The sequence below is a fragment of the Sphingobacterium ginsenosidimutans genome, assembly GCF_039536865.1.
In the GTDB taxonomy this organism is placed as follows: Bacteria; Bacteroidota; Bacteroidia; order Sphingobacteriales; family Sphingobacteriaceae; genus Sphingobacterium; species Sphingobacterium detergens.
Map to the genome: position 1 here is coordinate 64,644 of NZ_BAAAZK010000002.1, position 19,077 is coordinate 83,720.

A 19,077-nucleotide genomic window follows, 5' to 3' on the forward strand; every position below is an offset into this window, starting at 1 on the left:
ATTATGACAACTTATCTGTTGAACAACAGACGCTCTCCAGCACCTTTCTCAATAATTTGCCCTTTAGAAAATGCGACTTTACCAGATACAATGGTATGTTCAATGGTTGAACTAAACGTGTGTCCTTCAAAAGGAGACCATCCGCATTTAGAAAGGATATTTTCTTTGGAAACTGTATATGGCTTATTCAGATCCACGAGTACAAGATCCGCCCAATAGCCTTCACGGATATAGCCGCGATCCTCAACCTGAAACAATGTAGCAGTATTATGCGCAGACTTTTGAACCAATTGTTCCAAGGTCATTTTACCAGCTTTGACCATATCCAATAATGCTTGTAAAGCATGTTGAACCAAGGGGCCACCGCTAGGAGCCGATGCATATGGCTGTGTTTTTTCCTCTATAGTATGTGGGGCATGATCTGTCGCTATCACATCAATATGTCCATCCAATACAGCTTTAAGAATATGGTCACGATCATTGACCGTCTTAACAGCAGGATTCCACTTGATAAAATTCCCCTTTGTTACGTAATCCTGATCAGAAAACCATAAATGATGAATACAAGCTTCAGCAGTGATTTTCTTATCCTTTAATGGGATATCATTCCGGAATAGTTCAATCTCTCTTGCTGTTGATATATGTAAAATATGTAATCTTGTATCATGCTTTTTGGCCAATTCCACAGCCTTGGATGAAGACAAATAACAAGCCTCAGCGGAGCGGATCAACGGATGCATTTCAATCTTCAATCCGTCTTCACCATATTGTTCCTTAAATATCGCCAGATTAGCCTTGATTGTTGCTTCGTCCTCACAGTGTGTAGCGATCAATGTAGGCGAATTAGCAAAGATGCCTTCCAAAGCTTTTTCATTATCCACCAACATATTCCCAGTGGATGACCCCATAAACACCTTTATACCGCAGACATCACGTGGATTAGTTTTCAATACCTCCTCCAAGTTATCGTTGGCCGCTCCCATAAAGAATGAGTAATTGGCTAATGCGTTCTTTCCGGCAATATCATATTTATCCTGGAGCAACTCCTGCGTCAGGGTATTGGGAACTGTATTTGGCATCTCCATAAAGGAGGTTGTCCCGCCTGCTACCGCAGCACGACTTTCATGCCATATATCCGCTTTATAGGTCAACCCCGGTTCTCTAAAATGAACCTGATCATCAATCAATCCCGGAAACAGATGTAGTCCCTCAGCATTGATTTCCTGATCCGCAGGATGATTTATCTCCTGAGCGATCATTTCGATTCGACCATTGCTGATATATATATCAGCAGTCTCAACTTTACCTTCGTTAACAAGTTGCGCAGATTTTATAAGAATAGATGACATGTTGATCTCTTTACTTTGGTATCTGTCAAAAGTAAAGATTTGTTACCGTGATATCAAGTTATCCGGTCAAAGAGTTTCCCAAATAAGAGAATAAAAAAGAGGCCTAAGCCTCTTCTATTATTCTTTATCAAATTTGTAACCTACTCCTTTTACGGTAGTGACGTAATCGTCGCCTATTTTTTCGCGGAGCTTTCGGATGTGTACATCGATTGTCCGATTGGTGACAACCACCGAGTCCTCCCAAATACTTTTTAAAATCTGCTCTCTTGTGAAAACTTTATTTGGTTTGGAAGCTAACAAGTAAAGCAATTCAAACTCTTTCTTGGCAAGCACAATCTTTTGCTCTCCTTTGTAAACTAAGAAAGAATCTCTATCAATAACCAGATCAGCTATCTCGATTTTATCCTGTGCGTTTGAATCAGACTCCTCCGAAGCATTTCTTCTTAAGATCGCATTAATACGACTCATCAGTGCTCGGGGCTTAATTGGCTTAGCGATATAGTCATCCGCTCCAACATGAAATCCGGCAATTTCTGAATATTCTTCGCTTCTGGCTGTCAAAAACACCATAAAGGTACTTTTGAATTCAGGCATAGCACGCATGATGCGACAAGCTTCAATACCGTCCATCCTAGGCATCATCACATCTAAGATGATCAGATCGGGGTTTACTTGCTTGGCAACTTGTATTGCCTCTTCCCCATTTTGCGCTGTAGAGACCTGATAACCTTCACGATTTAAGTTGAATGCAATTAAATCCAAGATATCTTTTTCGTCATCAACAATTAAAATCTTTTGTTTCGAAGAACTCATTTGTCTTATTTTTCTGCTAAAATATGAACAAAATGATAACAATCAGTTAATCTAATGTTACCAAATTATTAAGTAATATTTCAATTAACAATAACACATTGATTACTTAATTGTTTTCTTCAAAAAATCGGCTAGTTCCTCGCCACGCAGATTCTTTGCAATGATAATACCATTTGGATCGAGCATATAGGAAGTAGGCAATGCCTTGACACGGTAGTCTATGACTATCGGTGAACTCCAAGCCTTTAAATCAGATACATGTGTCCAAGCCAACTTGTCATCCGCAATAGCCCGCATCCATGAGCCAGGGTTATCGTCAAATGAAACAGAGAGGATATCAAAACCTTTGGTATGATAAGTATTATATAACTTGACAAGATTCGGATTTTCCTGACGACAAGGCATACACCAGGAAGCCCAAAAATCAACCAAAGTATATTTTCCTTTAAAACTAGACAACTTCACCTCTTTATTAGAAGGCGTAAATGACGTCAACTCCGGTGCAGGTTGACCAATAGCCATTTTCTTCAGCTTTTGGGTTTCCTCCTTAAATTGAGTCACATATCTATTTTCCGTGAATTCGTTTTTAATTCTATCTGCATAAGCAATAATTTCTGCCTCTGCTACTTCAGGATCCAAGGTTGAGATGGCATAAAATCCAGCCAGGTCATTATGTTTAGCGGAAAAATCGACAGCCTTGTTGGTATAGTCGCGAAGTTCATCCGCAAATTTGGCCTTATATTCTGCACGAAGTTTTTCTATTTCATCAGCAGTTGAATTTGCTGTTAATTTGGAAAAGACACCCTGTAAAGAATCTTGCACATAATCGCGATGATTTCGTTCCTTAGCAAATGGCTGGATCGCTTTCGACAATTCAGACCCTTCAACGAGATAATCATTAACATCCTTATGTAAATCTGCTTTAAATGAAATTGTCTCACCCGGAGAAGCAATTAGGTCATAGCGATTTTTACCGACACGTAGCGACAACAATCTCGATTGACTAGCTTGACGAACAAACTGAAATTTGTTATTATCACCAAAAAACATAGAATCCAGCTTGGTCTCTCCCTCATACAAGGAGACGACTTTTATATTACCAGGATTTTCTATATTTCCTTCGATGGTAAACTGCTCTTTATTCTGGCAACCAAACATTAATCCAACCACACCAACTACTAAAAAAATTGCCTTTTTCATTTGTATATCGTTTTGTGAGTGCCATAGGTTCATCTATAATATAAATGTCTTGCACTCGGTTTCCTTTTAAAGAAACTATCCTATTTATACCACCTGTGATTATTCATTCACAATTTGCCCTTCAGCGGAATTAGTGAACTCGTTACACTCGGTTTGACTAAATAGGATAGTTTCATGTAGTAGAATTTTAGAGGAGACATCCACTACGTTTGAAGTCTATTCAACAAGCATCCTAAGTCTCCGATCTAAATACTCAAATTTAACTTAAAAATTCCTTCGCCCGTTCAACAGCTGTTTTTAATCCCGCTGAGTTTTTACCTCCGGCTGTCGCAAAGAAAGGTTGCCCCCCTCCACCACCTTGGATATCTTTTGCCAATTCACGAACAATGTTACTAGCATTTAAACCTTTTTCTTTTGCTAAATCATCCGAAATTACGACTGTCAAACTTGGCTTTCCATCGAATTCCGCTCCAATAACCAAAAATAAATTATTGACAGCTCCCTTCAGCGCATAAGCTAGGGTTTTAACCGCTTCAGCATTCGGCAGATCCACCAACGTCGACAAGAAGTTGATATCGCCAACCTGTTCGATCTTAGCTTCCAGATCCGATTTCAATGCTAAAGATTTTTCTGTAATGCTTTTTTCAATTTCTTTTTTCAGCGCTCCATTTTCGTCAATGATCTTACCCAAAGCAGACACAAAGTCCTTCGGACTATTCATCAGTTCTTTTAGATGCTGTACCAATTCAAAATGTTCACGAATGACCGCCGCTGAGCGAGTTCCTGTAATCGCCTCAATACGACGCACCCCTGCCGCAACGGCTGACTCAGAGACAATCTTAAAGAATCCGATCTGCCCCGTCGCTTTCACATGTGTACCGCCACATAGCTCTTTTGAGAATTTATCTTCAAAAGTAATCACACGAACAAAATCACCATATTTCTCACCAAACAAAGCTGTCACACCTGAATCCAAAGCCTGCTGGTAAGGTACATTCCGTTCTTCTTTCAACGGGATATTCTCCCGAATTTTAGCATTCACGATATCCTCTACCTCTTTGATCTCATCCTCACTCATCTTTGCAAAATGAGAAATATCAAAACGTAAGATATCAGCATTGACCAATGAACCTTTTTGATTCACGTGCGTACCTAATACCTGTTTTAGTGCAGCATGCAATAAGTGGGTTGCAGAATGATTATTCTCCGTATCCAATCTTTTGGTGCTGTCAACCTCCGCGATAAAAGTCCCTTGCAGATCCAATGGCAACTTATTGGTAAAATGAACGAAAATTCCATTTTCCTTTTTTGTATCCGTAATGTAGATCTTTTCACCTGTTTCCTCTGAAATCAATTCACCAGAATCACCGACCTGGCCTCCACCTTCAGCATAAAACGGACTGACGGAAAGAACCAATTGGTACTGCTCTTTATTTTTTGCGACAACTTTACGGTATTTTACGATTTCTGTTTTTGCGGTCAAGGTGTCATAACCAACAAATTCAAACCCCTCATCCTCATTGACAAGAATCCAGTCACCGGTGTCAATTGCTGTTGCCGCACGGGAACGATCTTTTTGAACCTGAAGCGCCTGTTTAAAACCCTCCATATCAACAGATAATCCTTTCTCTCGTGCTAACAATTCTGTTAAATCTATTGGGAAGCCATATGTATCGTATAATTCAAACGCAAAATCACCATTAATAACGCTATGATCTTCCACATAATTCTCAAAACGCTGTACACCAGTGGACAAAGTTCTTAAAAACGATACTTCTTCCTCTAAAATTACTTTCTGAACAAAATCCTGTTGTTGGATCAATTCATCAAATACGCCACTGAATTGTGCCGCCAAAACTGGAACAAGCTCATGAATAAATGGCGTTTTGAACCCCAAAAATGTATAAGCATAACGTACCGCACGACGTAAAATACGGCGGATTACGTATCCAGCTTTGTTATTAGAGGGTAATTGTCCATCTGCTATCGCAAAACTTACCGCACGGATATGATCAGATACTACACGCATCGCTATATCAGTCTTCTCATCTAAACCATATTTTATACCAGACTTATCCGCAATAAAATCAATAGTCGGCGTAAAGACATCCGTATCATAATTTGAGGTTTTACCTTGGATACATCTGACAAGACGCTCAAAGCCCATACCTGTGTCCACATGTTTAGCTGGTAAAGATTGGAGTGACCCATCCTTCAAGCGATTGAATTGCATAAAGACCAAGTTCCATATTTCAATCACCTGTGGATGGTCTGCATTAACTAAGCTTTGTCCTGTGACCTCCGCACGTTCTTCCGCACTACGCATATCAAAATGGATTTCAGAACAAGGTCCACAAGGACCAGTCTCTCCCATTTCCCAGAAATTATCCTTTTTATTACCAAGCAAGATACGATCCTCAGCTATCCACTGTTTCCAGAAATCAAACGCTTCCATATCCCGGTCCAAACCTTCACTTGCGTCGCCCTCAAAAATAGTCACGTATAAACGATCCTTGTCAAGTTTATATACTTCGGTCAATAGCTCCCAAGCCCAAGCAATAGCTTCCTTCTTAAAGTAATCCCCAAAGCTCCAGTTTCCCAACATCTCAAATAAAGTGTGGTGGTAAGTATCAATACCGACTTCCTCTAAATCGTTATGCTTACCTGAAACACGCAGACAACGCTGTGTATCTGCAACACGTGGAAATTTAATCGGTGCTTCCCCCAAGAATAAATCCTTGAACTGGTTCATCCCTGCATTGGTAAACATCAATGTAGGATCATTTTTTACAACTACTGGTGCTGAAGGTACTATTTGATGCCCCTTGCTTTTAAAAAAGTCTAAAAAGGCTTGACGAATTTCTCTACTTGTCATTTAATTATCTAAAAATATGTGCAAACTTACTCAAAATTGGTCTGTTATGCAATGTAGAATACGAGATAATAACCATGACACAATGATTTTAATAATGCCCAGTTTTCATCGTCAACTGACTTTTCAAACAAAAAAATCAGGACATAAGATTCAGAAAGACAGGATTGTCCTATTTGCGGGATGACCGCAATCACAAATATGCATTAAATGCAACATTTTAAAAGCATTAAATGTTAGCCACCTTTGTGCTATCGGGATCAGATTTAATACGTTAAACAATAAAAACATTTTGACTGCTAGTCATTCACAATTGCGTTTGTTTTATTACATTTGATAGGGAAAGAGGGTTCTAAAAAATTGAGAAAGATAAATTTGATGGCTTCATCACAACTAAACAAACAAACCAGGTGAAACGAGCTCATTTATACCGATGAGAACAACACTTATAAATAATTTAAACAGATGAAAAAAAACATTCTACTACCGGTAGATTTTTCGGCTCATTCTAACAATGCGGTAAATTATGCTGTGGATCTAGCTATTCAAAAAGGCTACAGCATCCACCTTTATCACAATTATACCTCTGCTTCGGCTGTATTTGAGGAAGAAACTGATTCCATTGGAAAGCGAAGCCCCATATTTAAAGCTGATGTCCTTATTAAAAATCTTTCAGAGCAGATAAAATCGACACATGTCACTCTTGAAGTGACTACCCAATGCGAACGTGGCATGATCACAGAAACTCTCCCTGAAATGGCCACACCTGATCGTTTTGATTTTGTCATCATGGGCACAAAAGGTATTACCAATGATGATAGCCAACTTATTGGCAGCACAACTTACGTCATTAGCAAAAAAGCAAAAATACCTGTTTTGGCCATTCCAACAGAAGCATCGTTTGAGCAGGTTGACAAGGTTGGTTTATTGTCCAACTTCAAAGAAGAAGAAGTACAGACTGTCCAGGATTTCGTCAATATAATGGGTAAGGATTTTGAATTAAAACTGATGCATGTCCATTATGATCATTCTTCGGAAAACCGAATAGAAGATAAATTGGAGGTATGGAAATATAAAATCAAAAAATACATTGGTGTGACCAACATAGCCATCGAAGTTGACTCGATACAAGGCGACATTGAGGACCTGGACACTGTCCCCGAAGTGATCAATGAAATGATCCATACCGAAAAAATCAAGATATTACTCGTAACACGTTCAAGAAAATCCTTTTTTGAACGTACTTTCACCAGATCAGTGGCAAAAGCATTATTTAGCCACCCTTTAGTTCCCATATTTTTTACCAAAGCATAATAAGTATATCGCTATGTCTAGATTATTAATACCCGTAGATTTTTCCGAAAATGCGGAAGTTGCAGCAAACTATGCGGCTCAGATCGCTCAGGAAACACATGATGAAATTACACTCTTCCACTCCTTCACTTCACATATAAACAAATTCGCAAATGCGAAGCATTTAATAGACCCTACCGAAGAGGACGCCCGTGGTAAGATGGAGAAACTTGTCGCTGAACTTCTACAAAAATATCCTTCGATAAAAATTTCGACCTTATTTACGAATGGAATTTTAGCCGAATCACTGGAAAAACAGGAGATAAAAGAGAACTACCAGACGGTGATTATGGGTACAAAAGGAGTCACAGGACTTGAATCTGTACTGATTGGAAGCAATACTTATGACGTCATTAAAGAGTCAAAAATCCCTGTATTAGCGATCCCCAAAAATGCCGTAAAATTAAAAAAAGATAACATCGCGCTGCTGACAAATTTTAAACCTGGTGAGCTGGAAGTCCTCAAACAGGCAATCCCATTATATGGAAAAGATTTTCATTTACAACTCATCCATATCAACAAAAATGAACTAGAAATCAACATTTTAGGATCAAATCTTGAAAAGTGGATTGAACAGATTATAGCGGAGACTGGTATAGAAGACATCTCTTATATCGTTAAAGCACCAAGCTATTTTGCCGGCTCAAGGGAGAACATTGCAAATGGTATACATACGATTATTCGAGATGAAGATATTGATGTGATTTTGATTACAAAAAGTAGGAAAACTTTTTTTCAAAACATTTTTACTGAGAATATTGTTAAGCACATGGCTTTCGAAATTGAGGTGCCAAATTTTTTCGGTCGAGTAAGCTGACCAAATAATTTTTGGCAAATTTATTGCAAGAGTAGTCAATGAGTTAATTTAACAAGAATTTTATAGTAGAAAATTTTACAAAAACACATTATGAAAATTAGCCTTAAAAAATCAGGATTACTAGTAGCGGCAGGAATCATCTCAACCGCATCCTTTGCCCAAAGCGCAAAGCAGTCATCAATTGAAGGCACTACCCCATTTGGTCCGGCAACACAATACCGGACTTGGTCTATCGGTGTAGGCGCCGGTGTAACGAGCTTGCAAAACATTGCTAAATTCAATAATGGAGGTTATGACAAGTTGGACTGGAACTTAGGTTACAGTGCCTATATCAAAAAACAAATCTCCCCTTCATTCGGAATCAAGGCAACTTACTTTGGCGGAAAGACTTCAGGATATGAAGCCAGTGATAAACAAACAGGCTTCGAAACAAAAACACCTTGGTCAGTTGCTTTATCCGGTGAGTTTATTGCAGCCAATACCAACTGGCGGTTTTTTAATAGTTTCATTAAACCTTATGCATCAATTGGTGTCGGGGTAATGAATGCAGAGACAGCAGCAATTGCTGGCGGAAACAGAGGCGAATATGGTGATTCATATTCTAAGATCTACGTACCCGCAGACTTCGGTTTGAAATTTGCAGTTGCCAAAGGTATCAACTTCGAATTAGGTTACCAGTTGAACTGGGCAAATCAACGATTTGACAATAAAGTTGGACCAACTCAACAATATAAGAATGACTTATTCACCTATGCTCACGCAGGTCTAGAATTCGCTTTGGGTAGTGGTAGCAAACCAGCATTGAACAACTCAAATCCGGTAGCTACGCTTGTAAATGATTACACGGTAAAATATGATGATTTAAAAGCTCAAAATGATGCTCTTAATGCAAAAAATCAAGCTTTACAAGGTCAACTGGATGGAATTAACAATGACCTGAAAGATGATGATGGTGACGGTGTAGCAAACAAATACGACAAATGCCCAGGCACACCTTCTGGTGTACAAGTCGATGGATCAGGTTGTCCAATTGTTGTGAAAAACGAAACTAAAGTTGTAGAGAAAGTTGTGGTCACAGAAGCAGACAAAAAAGTTGTTGCTGATGCGATTAAAAACTTAGAGTTCGATCTAGGTAAAGCAACCATCCGCCCAACTTCATACGCAACATTAAACAAAGTTGCAGCATTGTTGATCGAGAAAAACTTTAGCTTGAAATTAGCTGGCCACACCGATAATACAGGTTCACGTGAATTGAATATGCGTCTATCCAAAGAACGTGCTGAGTCAGTAAAAGCTTACTTGGTATCTCAAGGTGCTAACGCTTCACGTATCGAAGCGACAGGATATGGTCCTGACCAACCAATTGCATCTAATAAGAATGCTGCTGGCCGTCAACAAAACCGTCGTGTAGAATTTACACTTTATTAATAGCTAATAAATTACACGTAATAAAATGGTATTTTTCAGTAAAATACCATTTTATTTACCCTTTTGTCATATTTAAACTACAAACCGATTAGGAATTTAATTTTTAACCTATTACTTTTGCCTCGGTTTATACAAACAAATTCTATGAAACTAAATTTACAATTAGCACTTGCTTTCGCAACTGCAGGCTTATTCGCCAATTCCGCTTTTGCTCAAACTGCAAAGGTAGCATCGATTGAAGGAACAACTCCTTTTGGTTCTGCTACACAATACAGAACATGGTCGATCGGTATCGGTGCAGGTGTAACAAACCAAACTAACATTGCTGGTTTCAACCGTGAAGGATACGATGATTTAGCATGGAACCTAGGTTATAGTGCTTACATCAAAAAGCAAATCTCTCCTTCATTTGGAATTAAGGCAACTTATTTCGGCGGTAAAACAGGTGGTGCTTTCAAGGATGGTTCACAATCATTCGAAGCAAAAACACCTTGGTCGGCGGCTTTATCTGGAGAATTCCTAGCAGCAAATACCAACTGGAGATTTTTCAATAGTTTCATCAAACCTTATGCATCAATCGGTGTGGGTGTCATGAACAGCAAAACAACCTTAACTACGGGCTCTACTTCAGTAGAAGCAGATGGTATCTCTAAAATCTATGTACCACTGGATATGGGTTTCAAATTTGCAGTTGCTAAGGGTATCAACTTTGAATTAGGTTACCAATTGAATTGGGTTAACCAAAACTTTGATGGTATCCAAGGAGGCCAATACAAGAATGACCTATTCACTTATATCCACGGTGGTCTAGAATTTGCGTTGGGAAGCGGTAGCAAACCAGCATTGAACAACTCAAATCCGGTAGCGACATTAGTCAATGACTATACATTAAAATACGATGATTTAAAAGCTCAAAATGATGCATTAAACGCTAAGAATCAAGCTTTACAAAGTCAATTGGATGGTTTGAACAGTGATTTAAAAGATGATGATGGTGATGGTGTGGCCAACAAATACGACAAATGTCCAGGTACTCCTTCTGGTGTACAGGTAGATGGATCAGGTTGTCCGATTCTTGTTAAAAACGAAACTAAAATTGTAGAAAAAGTTGTTGTTACGGAAGCAGACAAAAAAGTTGTTGCTGATGCGATCAAAAACCTAGAATTCGATTTGAGCAAAGCAACTATCCGTCCTACTTCTTATGCAACATTGAACAAAGTTGCGGAATTGTTGATCGAGAAAAACTTTAGCTTGAAATTAGCTGGCCACACAGATAATACAGGTTCACGTGAATTGAATATGCGTTTATCAAAAGAGCGTGCTGAGTCAGTAAAATCTTATTTAGTATCTCAAGGCGCTAATGCTTCTCGTATAGAAGCTACAGGTTACGGTCCTGACCAACCAATTGCATCTAATAAGAATGCTGCTGGTCGTCAACAAAACCGTCGTGTAGAGTTCACACTTTATTAATCGATAATATTCGATCTATACAAACCAAAAGGCATCACTTAAGAGTGATGCCTTTTTTCTTGTGGAATCAACAGGCTAAATTTGACATCTCTCTTGTGTTTAAAGTAAATAAACATTTGAACAACAAAAAGATAACACCAACAAAACTTACATTATTCGTATTTTTATTAAGCTAAGATCTTAAAAAATGCGTAAACCACAAATTCTTGTTTTAGCCCTTTTTTCGCTGATTTTTTCCGCCTGTGAAAAAGACCCGCCACTGAACGAACCGGGGTCAAATGAAGCGATCAATCAATGGACCTTGAAGCAGATGCAACAATATTATTATTGGAACAGTAAGTTGCCCAATCAAATTACACTCGATGACAAGCCGAATATCTTTTTCAAAAACCTATTGTATCGTGACGACCGTTATTCTACCATTCTACAAGCGCTCAACAGTGACACTTATGGCAACACGCTCTCGAATACCTTTGGGTTTGATATAGCTCAGCTTCAGCACAATGGTCAGACCATGCAACTGGTGACACAGGTAGTTCCCTATTCAGAAGCCGACTTAGCTGGCCTGCATAGAGGAGACACCATCCAGCAAATCAATGCGCAGCCCTTAGCTGCATACAATTTTGCTCCGGTATTGGAAGCGGCATTGAAATTACCTTCAATCCAATTGCAGTTACAGAATGGGAAGAAAATGAAGTTGCCCGCTTCCTACATATCCCAACCAGTAGTCTACACAGCTCAGATCTTTCATAAGCAAACAAAGGTAGGGTACCTATTTTTAAGCCAGTTTGATTTCAGCGGTGGTTATTCGGTATTGGAGGCCATCCAAAAACTCAAAGCTGGCCTAGTACAAGATTTGATTCTTGATCTTCGCTATAATACTGGAGGACAAGTAGCTTTTGCCTCTTTTTGCGCATTAACATTTGCTGATATTGCGCCGAATTATGTATTTGTCCAATTCAAGGGCAACAAAAAGTTGGGCAACAGCGAGGAGACCTTTCAATCTGCTTTAGCTCAGCAACCCGAAGGTTATAGCTTTCAAGCAGAAGAGCTCCTAAAGAGCGGACTGCAATTAAAGCGAATTTTTGTACTCACAGGCCCCAATACCGCATCCGCTTCGGAGATGTTGATCAACAGTTTAAAACCTTATATCGAGGTCATTCAGATTGGTACAAAAACTTTGGGCAAGGATATGGCTTCGACGACCCTTTCCTCACCATCACAGGTCAATGGCAATCAACGTGCTTGGTTGCTGATGCCGTTGGTATACAAGATTTATAATAAAGATGGATTAGGAGATTACAGCACTGGACTCATCCCGCATTACCATACAGATGAGTTTGCACAATTGCCCTTACTTCCTTTTGGCGATGAAAAAGACCCTTTACTACAACAAGTGTTTAACATCATACAGAACAAGACAACTCAATCGATCAACAAAAAGGCTAACACTAGTACAAAAACGTTAACTTCATCGTATTACGGAAGCAGCTATCGCGCTATACCTATGACATTTCCTCTATCCCCTCTCAACATTCACTAAAAACCAAATAAAAAGAATAACTAACGTGCACAGGAATTGATCGCAGAGACCCAAGAAGCAATAGCTGATTCAGTTCCATTTCTTTTTGATAACAGACGAATACGTTTAGATAATAAGCCCGAACGGACTTGCCGTTCTTTGAGCTCATAGTTTTTCACCACCGTACCTATCTCATCCAGTAGCTTTAAATAATGAAGGTATAAAGCTTTTAAATTCTCACCTTCAGCCTGTAGTTTTTTGATCAGCACCTCGTCATCCTCAGATGCCAACTTATACTGCATCTCGATCATCAGATGGAGTAAGCGCTGGTATTTGATTTCGTTTATGCCTTTCATAATTTAAATATTTTTAATTGCCAAATGCAACCTCTAGACCATTAAACTCCCAAAATGTTGGGATATTAGAAGCAGGGCTATTGGCTGTTCCCGAGTTATTGGTGGTAAATGAGGTTAAGACACCATAATTATGATAATCTACAGAATACCCATAATAAGCCTCCATACCATTGATCAAAAGTGGTTTGAAATCTTCTTTTAGGATTTGTGCCCTACCGTAAAAACCATAGTTGTAAAGAACATCTGCACTCGGCAGCGTTAGAGACTGATAATCTGCAGGTAAGGTCTTTCCAATATTTTTTAATGTATCTCCTTTCGCACTATAGACAATTCTTCTTCTTGAAGGTGGCCCTGATAACCTTTCTACAACATGGTAGAAAACCAAGTGGAATTTCTTTCCTCCCAATAGTGTGTTCAACTCATTATTTCCATTTACGATTCGAATTTTCACCTTCCCTTCGACCCGACTTTCTGCTTTCATCTTTATCAAACTTGGGGGAATATCATTTGTTAGCTTTACATATTGCAACGTATCTGTATTGTCTTTAATAATGATAGTTTCATTAAATATTATATTTCCAGCACTATCCAAGAGTGTAAATTTCTTTTCTCCAGAAATTATTTTTACTATTGAATTGTTATTAACAGACACTGCATGCTCATCGATCAACAATTTACCCTTGTCTGGCCCAATCAATAAATTAATATCTTTGATAAAGACATTAGTGAATTTTTGGAAAGTTTCGATATGTTCTCCTTTTTGACAAGAGAAAATAAAGAATGCCAGAAATAAAATAAAAGCTATTAATTGGCTTTTCATAGTATGATTTTAGTATAACAAAAAATATAATCCTGCCATGGAATATGGCAGGATCATAGAAGTTAGAAATAATGATTAATAAGTCTTTGGAGTAAATTTCGTCCAATTATCTGTCCACAAAGTTGTTGCAGCAGGATTAAAAGCACCCTTGTAATTTACACCAGCGGCAGGACTTGTTGAAGACGGCACTAAGTTCCATACATCAAAACTAGCTGCACCAGTTGTTGTGTAAAAAGGATTTATACCAGCACCTCCCAATAATAAATAGCTATTTGGTGTTGCACCAATATTAGTTGAATTTCCCGTACCTGGAGCAGTTCCACTAAAAGCTGCAGTATAAGCTTGAACCACATTGTTGCTAAATACTCCAGTAGCTCCATCTTGGAAAGCAGCACCTGTAGCATATCCAGCGATAATTGAATATTGGATATCTAATTCAGTATTTCTTCTCCAACGGTTACCAAATTTTAATTTAGTACCAGCTACCGAAGCATTATCAATACCTAAAAAAGTAAAGTTTTTCAATACTGGACGTGTTTTAGGTGTAGCTGACCAAGGTGAGGTTGCTTCGTTATCAGATTCTAAACCATTTGAATCTGAGCTACCGCTTGAAGTACTGTTGGTTGAATTGGGATCTTTTAAGGATAAAGCATATTGAATTGTTCCTGTATAACCATGGTCAAAATCAAAATCATCATCATCATTTGAAAGTGCCACTAAATTTTTTGCATTGACAGTGCCACCGAAAAATTCGAAAGCATCATCTTTACCCCAAGAAACTTGGATATTTTCCAATGTAGTACCTGAACCAACACCACCTAAAGTCAAACCGTTAATTTCATTGTCAGCAGTCAAGTTGTAACCTGCAAACTCAATACGTACATATTTCAACGAACCTGAATTGTCCGCAGGTACTGAACCACCATACGTAACATCAACGTTTACAGGTTGAGGAATGCCTTCAATTCTTTTGGTCGCAGGTTGGTTTGTCGTAGATGATCCCAACAAAACAACACCTCCGAAATCACCTGGATTACGTGATCCAGCTGCATTCGGCGAAGTAAATACAATAGGCGCTGTCGCCGTTCCATTAGCAATTAATTTTGCAGTCTTAGGGACAACCAATACACCTTTGATGTTTTGTGTAATACCAGTGATTTGATCTGGATATGCTTTAGTTACCCCAGAAGTAATAAAAGTACCTGGTTGGATGGTCAATGTTGCACCGGGTTTTACAAAAGCTACGCCATCGATTTTCCATACTTTATCCGAAGTAAGGGTTGTTGCAGTGATTACACCATTAGCATCAGTTGGAACTGTTGCTTGAGGTAAAGATGGTAATCCAGCTGTTGAACCATTTACCGGAGCCAAGTTGTCCTTGTTACAAGATGCCAATGCGATTGCGCATACACTTGCTAGCGTTAAGATTTTTTTCATTTTTTGTTAACTTTTACATAACTTAGCCATCACAAGATCACTTTTTAGACTATGCTTCTATAGCGGATAGCTATTCCTATAGTTGCATAGTTTTTCATTCCCCCATTATGATAAATTTTAATATCTTCCAGATTGTGCTAATGGACAAGTCTTGGAACGCTGCTTAATGTATTTATGGGTTAGAATGAACCTGCCTCGCGCAGTTAGTATTTTTTAAAAATTATAAGTCAATGAGAGATTAAACCTTCGCCCATCTCTTCTGCGATAGGTGATAATATCCCCCTCTCCTTTATTATATTTTATAGATTTACCTTTTTTCAATACATAAAATTTTGTATCATCTTGTTCATAATCTTGAATATTCATATAATACCGCGTCCATTCATCAAATAGGTTGGCCATATTGAATTTTACTTCCATCTTTCCCTTTAGAAAACGCGTATAAAGTTGTGCATCCAATTGTTTTGGGGCCAACTCATATTCGACATTGTTCATATTAACATTCGCTAAATTTGTGCGATACCCCCGATGATTATAGCTTGCCGTTACCCCGAAAAGCTCCCCCCAATATCCTACGCCTAAATTCACCAACCAGGGTGATTGCCCCATAAGTGGCCTATCTTGATTGGGGTAGCGTTGTTGAATACGCTCAGCAACCTGAGTTTCAGGGTTATTAATCCATTCCCAATGACTTAAGACATTAACCTTCGATTTGAGCAATGTTCCGTTGGCATATATAAATAGGTCTTTTAACCAGTCCTGATCCGATAGAAATGTCAAATTTTTCCTAATCTCCATTTCAAGGCCAAGATTTTTCGCATTTTCCATGTTGGCGAAAGTATACGTGTTCCCCCCGCTATGAACAAGTTCTATGGGTTTATCCAAGTATTTATAGTATCCTGTTATTGAAATTATTTCCCCCGGAGATGGATACCATTCAAATCGAAGATCTACATTATCGATCAAGGTGGATTTAACTTGCTCTCCATAAACGTAACCGTCTAACTCATAATCATACATGGCAAACATGCCCACTTCTCTAAAATCTGGCCTAACTACTGTCCTTGAATAACTACTTCGAATATTGAAATCGGATGTTACCTTATAGGTAGCATTAATAGAGGGCAAAAACCGCCAGTTATTTTCTTTTACACCAAAACGATGCCTTTGGACGTCATTGGGATCTGGCTCATCCTGATAAGTTCTCCTATATAATTCTTCCTGCTTAGAGTTTAAATTAAAATATTCTGCACGAACACCATATACCAAACGCAATTTATGCCATAGCATTTGATCTGCCATCAGATACACTGCTTGTGAAGACATTTTACCATCATAATATCGACCGCCCAATGCATCTGCGTAGTAATAGGCCTGCCCGTTTCCATTGCCAATATTATCAGCGCTGAATAACTGAGCATAAGGGATTTCTATCTCGGGAGGCAATTGATTCGTAGTACCCTCTGCCCATGCTCTCGTCCAAGGGACAAAATTAAATAAATCCAACGCTCTCTTCTTAGACCAGGCCTGATAGCCTAATTTCACCAACGTTGGAACAGCTGTATTTTCGTTGAATTTTCGCGAAAAAGCCGCGCTCCAATTATAATCTGTCTCATCGATATTTGTCCATCTTCGAGAGTCCCTGAAAATCCCCACCACAGATGAACTACGGTGAGTTAATAGCCCCGGGGTTTGAAAATAAGGAATATCATCTATCATAGTGGTTACCCTATAGGAAAGTTTTCGTTCATCCAAAATTTGCTGTTTGATTTTGTTAACAGTAATCATTCCTTCAGCTTTTATTGCCCACGGCAATTGATATTCTCCTACCAATTGGTGTTGCTGCAAAGACATTGCTTCAGGCAATTGATAAATCAGTTTGCTTACTTCAGGATTAGAATCACTATAAGGTTTTTGAATAGACTCATTATAAATATCACTGTACGTACGCGCATACATGTTCTTTAAGGAAACTTTAAAAACCTGTCCCTGCCAACCCATATTGGCCATTAATCCGCCACTGCTATTGAAGCGATAGGATGTTCCTGCTCCATTGTCACCGAGACCTATACTATCAATGTAATTATTGATACTTACCGAATTACGTACATTATTAAATGCAGTAATGTTTTGTTCGTTTCTAAAATTTGCGGATGCCACAAACCCTAATCGCTGTCCATTATTTAATTCGTAAACCCGTCCAAGCGAAAAACGCATATTCTGATTGGGGTATGCTTTATACTTATATTGTCGCAATGCATCATTATTAAAACGCTTGGACTGTGCGATAGCATCTAAATCGTTATATTTCACTGCATCGCCAAACTCCGTTGGATTTAAAGGGGTATTGTTCAATTCAGGATCAGTCAAAATATAGCCGGGAGGCGCATCCAATTGTATCGCCCGACTGTTCCACTGCCAAGTTTTTATTCCATCGGGCATTTTAGACGATTTGTCGAAAAAACCGAAATATTCACTCGTATGTCGCTCTCCCAGCCGATAAAAGTCTTTGCCAGTTGTACGGGAATTACCACCTATCCCATATTGTATTGTCGTAAAATTCTTCTCCGGAATATCCAATGTATTCACAGAAACCTGTCCACCCGAAAATTCAGCGGATACATCCGGTGTTGCCGTTTTATTGACCACCACTGAGCTCACCATCTCTGTCGGAATAATATCAAAGGAAAAATCACGTCTATTCTGCGAAGTACTCGGAATCACCACCCCATCCAGCATGGCCTGATTGTAGCGGTCGGACATCCCCCGTACAATGACGTTCCGGTTATTGACAGTCGTCAATCCGGTAACACGTTTTAAAACCTGCCCCATATCATTGTCTGGTGTGCGGGCGATCTGTTCGGCGGATATTCCATCCGTCACCGAAGCTGCATTTTTTTGTACCGCATACAATCCAGCTACGGAAGCTTTCTTAAACGATACGCTGACAACAGCCGTTTCCAGCGCATTTACCAGCGTCTTCATGGCAATATTTAATCCAGTCCTTTGTCCAGCCTGTATTTTGACCCCCTCAATACGTTGGGTCTGGTAAGAGAGATAACTGACTTCCAGTATGTAGGTTCCCGGTTCAGCATTCAAAAGATAGCTCCCATCGATACCGCTCTGTGTTGATTTATTGACACCGATCAGTTTGATACTGGCATTGGCCAAAGGCTGACCGCGATCATCAATAACTTTACCTGAGATACGCCCATCCTGCTGTACCGGCTTTTCGACCAATGTAATATAAACACCGTTGTCTTGAGCCATCAGGTCAGTCTCCCTGAGCAGATAACGCATGACATCCCGAACGCTGTTACTTTTAAAAATTTTGGCATTTACCTTTTTCTTTGCCAGATTATATTTCGCAGCATCGAAAGCGATATGTATATTTTGGGATTCCAAACGTTCGAAAGCCGCTGGAATATTGGATTCACTAAAAGAAACTGTAATCTTTTTATTGAGTAACTGGCCGTATGCGCCCGAAGCTAAAAGCATTTCGGCCGATACGATCGAAAGAAGTAAACCTACCAACGATGTCCTTATCATAAACTTAATACCGTTTTGCGTAACGTATTGCTTAAATTTCATAAATTTGTATACGTATATATAATATCTCTATAAGTTGTTGTATATGTTA

The 19,077-nt window shown here is 39.0% G+C and carries 13 protein-coding genes; 5 read left to right on the plus strand and 8 right to left on the minus strand.

All coding sequences use genetic code 11. The features are described 5' to 3' along the window. Positions 1-11: 11 nt before the first annotated feature. From ABFX33_RS00250 to alaS, 4 genes are all read right to left on the minus strand, one after another. Positions 12-1,349: a dihydroorotase gene (locus ABFX33_RS00250; RefSeq protein ID WP_346083515.1), complete on the minus strand. Its 1,338-nt coding sequence runs from the start codon at positions 1,347-1,349 to the stop codon at positions 12-14. Between the two features lie 117 nt (positions 1,350-1,466). Continuing rightward, the gene (locus ABFX33_RS00255; RefSeq protein ID WP_120259941.1) at positions 1,467-2,162 is read right to left on the minus strand and encodes a response regulator transcription factor; all 696 of its coding nucleotides are present in this window, start codon (positions 2,160-2,162) and stop codon (positions 1,467-1,469) included. A gap of 102 nt (positions 2,163-2,264) precedes the next feature. Then, positions 2,265-3,362, minus strand: a complete 1,098-nt coding sequence (locus ABFX33_RS00260; RefSeq protein ID WP_346083517.1) for a redoxin domain-containing protein — start codon at positions 3,360-3,362, stop codon at positions 2,265-2,267. Positions 3,363-3,621: 259 nt separating this feature from the next. Beyond that, on the minus strand, positions 3,622-6,237 hold the full coding sequence (gene alaS / locus ABFX33_RS00265) for an alanine--tRNA ligase (RefSeq protein ID WP_346083519.1): 2,616 nt from the start codon (positions 6,235-6,237) through the stop codon (positions 3,622-3,624). Between the two features lie 462 nt (positions 6,238-6,699). Here alaS and ABFX33_RS00270 point away from each other — a divergent pair, with 462 nt between their 5' ends. The 5 genes from ABFX33_RS00270 to ABFX33_RS00290 all read left to right on the plus strand — a co-directional run bounded on the left by ABFX33_RS00270 (position 6,700) and on the right by ABFX33_RS00290 (position 12,845). Beyond that, positions 6,700-7,548, plus strand: coding sequence for a universal stress protein (locus ABFX33_RS00270; protein WP_346083521.1), 849 nt, complete (start codon positions 6,700-6,702; stop codon positions 7,546-7,548). Positions 7,549-7,561: 13 nt separating this feature from the next. Then, positions 7,562-8,404, plus strand: coding sequence for a universal stress protein (locus tag ABFX33_RS00275; RefSeq protein ID WP_346083522.1), 843 nt, complete (start codon positions 7,562-7,564; stop codon positions 8,402-8,404). Between the two features lie 90 nt (positions 8,405-8,494). Beyond that, complete coding sequence (locus ABFX33_RS00280; RefSeq protein ID WP_346083524.1) at positions 8,495-9,832, plus strand: OmpA family protein; 1,338 nt, start codon at positions 8,495-8,497, stop codon at positions 9,830-9,832. A gap of 144 nt (positions 9,833-9,976) precedes the next feature. Beyond that, entirely contained in the window at positions 9,977-11,302 is a 1,326-nt protein-coding gene (locus ABFX33_RS00285) for an OmpA family protein (protein WP_346083525.1), read from the plus strand. Positions 11,303-11,489: 187 nt separating this feature from the next. After that, positions 11,490-12,845 carry a S41 family peptidase gene (locus ABFX33_RS00290; RefSeq protein WP_346083526.1) on the plus strand — a complete coding sequence of 452 codons (1,356 nt, stop codon included), beginning with the start codon at positions 11,490-11,492 and terminating at the stop codon, positions 12,843-12,845. A 20-nt stretch (positions 12,846-12,865) separates the two neighbouring features. Here ABFX33_RS00290 and ABFX33_RS00295 read toward each other — a convergent pair whose 3' ends face one another. The 4 genes from ABFX33_RS00295 to ABFX33_RS00310 all read right to left on the minus strand — a co-directional run bounded on the left by ABFX33_RS00295 (position 12,866) and on the right by ABFX33_RS00310 (position 19,028). Beyond that, complete coding sequence (locus ABFX33_RS00295; protein WP_346083528.1) at positions 12,866-13,180, minus strand: hypothetical protein; 315 nt, start codon at positions 13,178-13,180, stop codon at positions 12,866-12,868. 13 nt (positions 13,181-13,193) lie between these two features. Beyond that, positions 13,194-14,000, minus strand: coding sequence for a hypothetical protein (locus ABFX33_RS00300; protein WP_346083529.1), 807 nt, complete (start codon positions 13,998-14,000; stop codon positions 13,194-13,196). Between the two features lie 75 nt (positions 14,001-14,075). Continuing rightward, the gene (locus tag ABFX33_RS00305) at positions 14,076-15,437 is read right to left on the minus strand and encodes a hypothetical protein (protein ID WP_120259932.1); all 1,362 of its coding nucleotides are present in this window, start codon (positions 15,435-15,437) and stop codon (positions 14,076-14,078) included. A 213-nt stretch (positions 15,438-15,650) separates the two neighbouring features. After that, positions 15,651-19,028: a TonB-dependent receptor gene (locus ABFX33_RS00310; protein WP_346083530.1), complete on the minus strand. Its 3,378-nt coding sequence runs from the start codon at positions 19,026-19,028 to the stop codon at positions 15,651-15,653. Between the last annotated feature and the right edge of the window lie 49 nt (positions 19,029-19,077).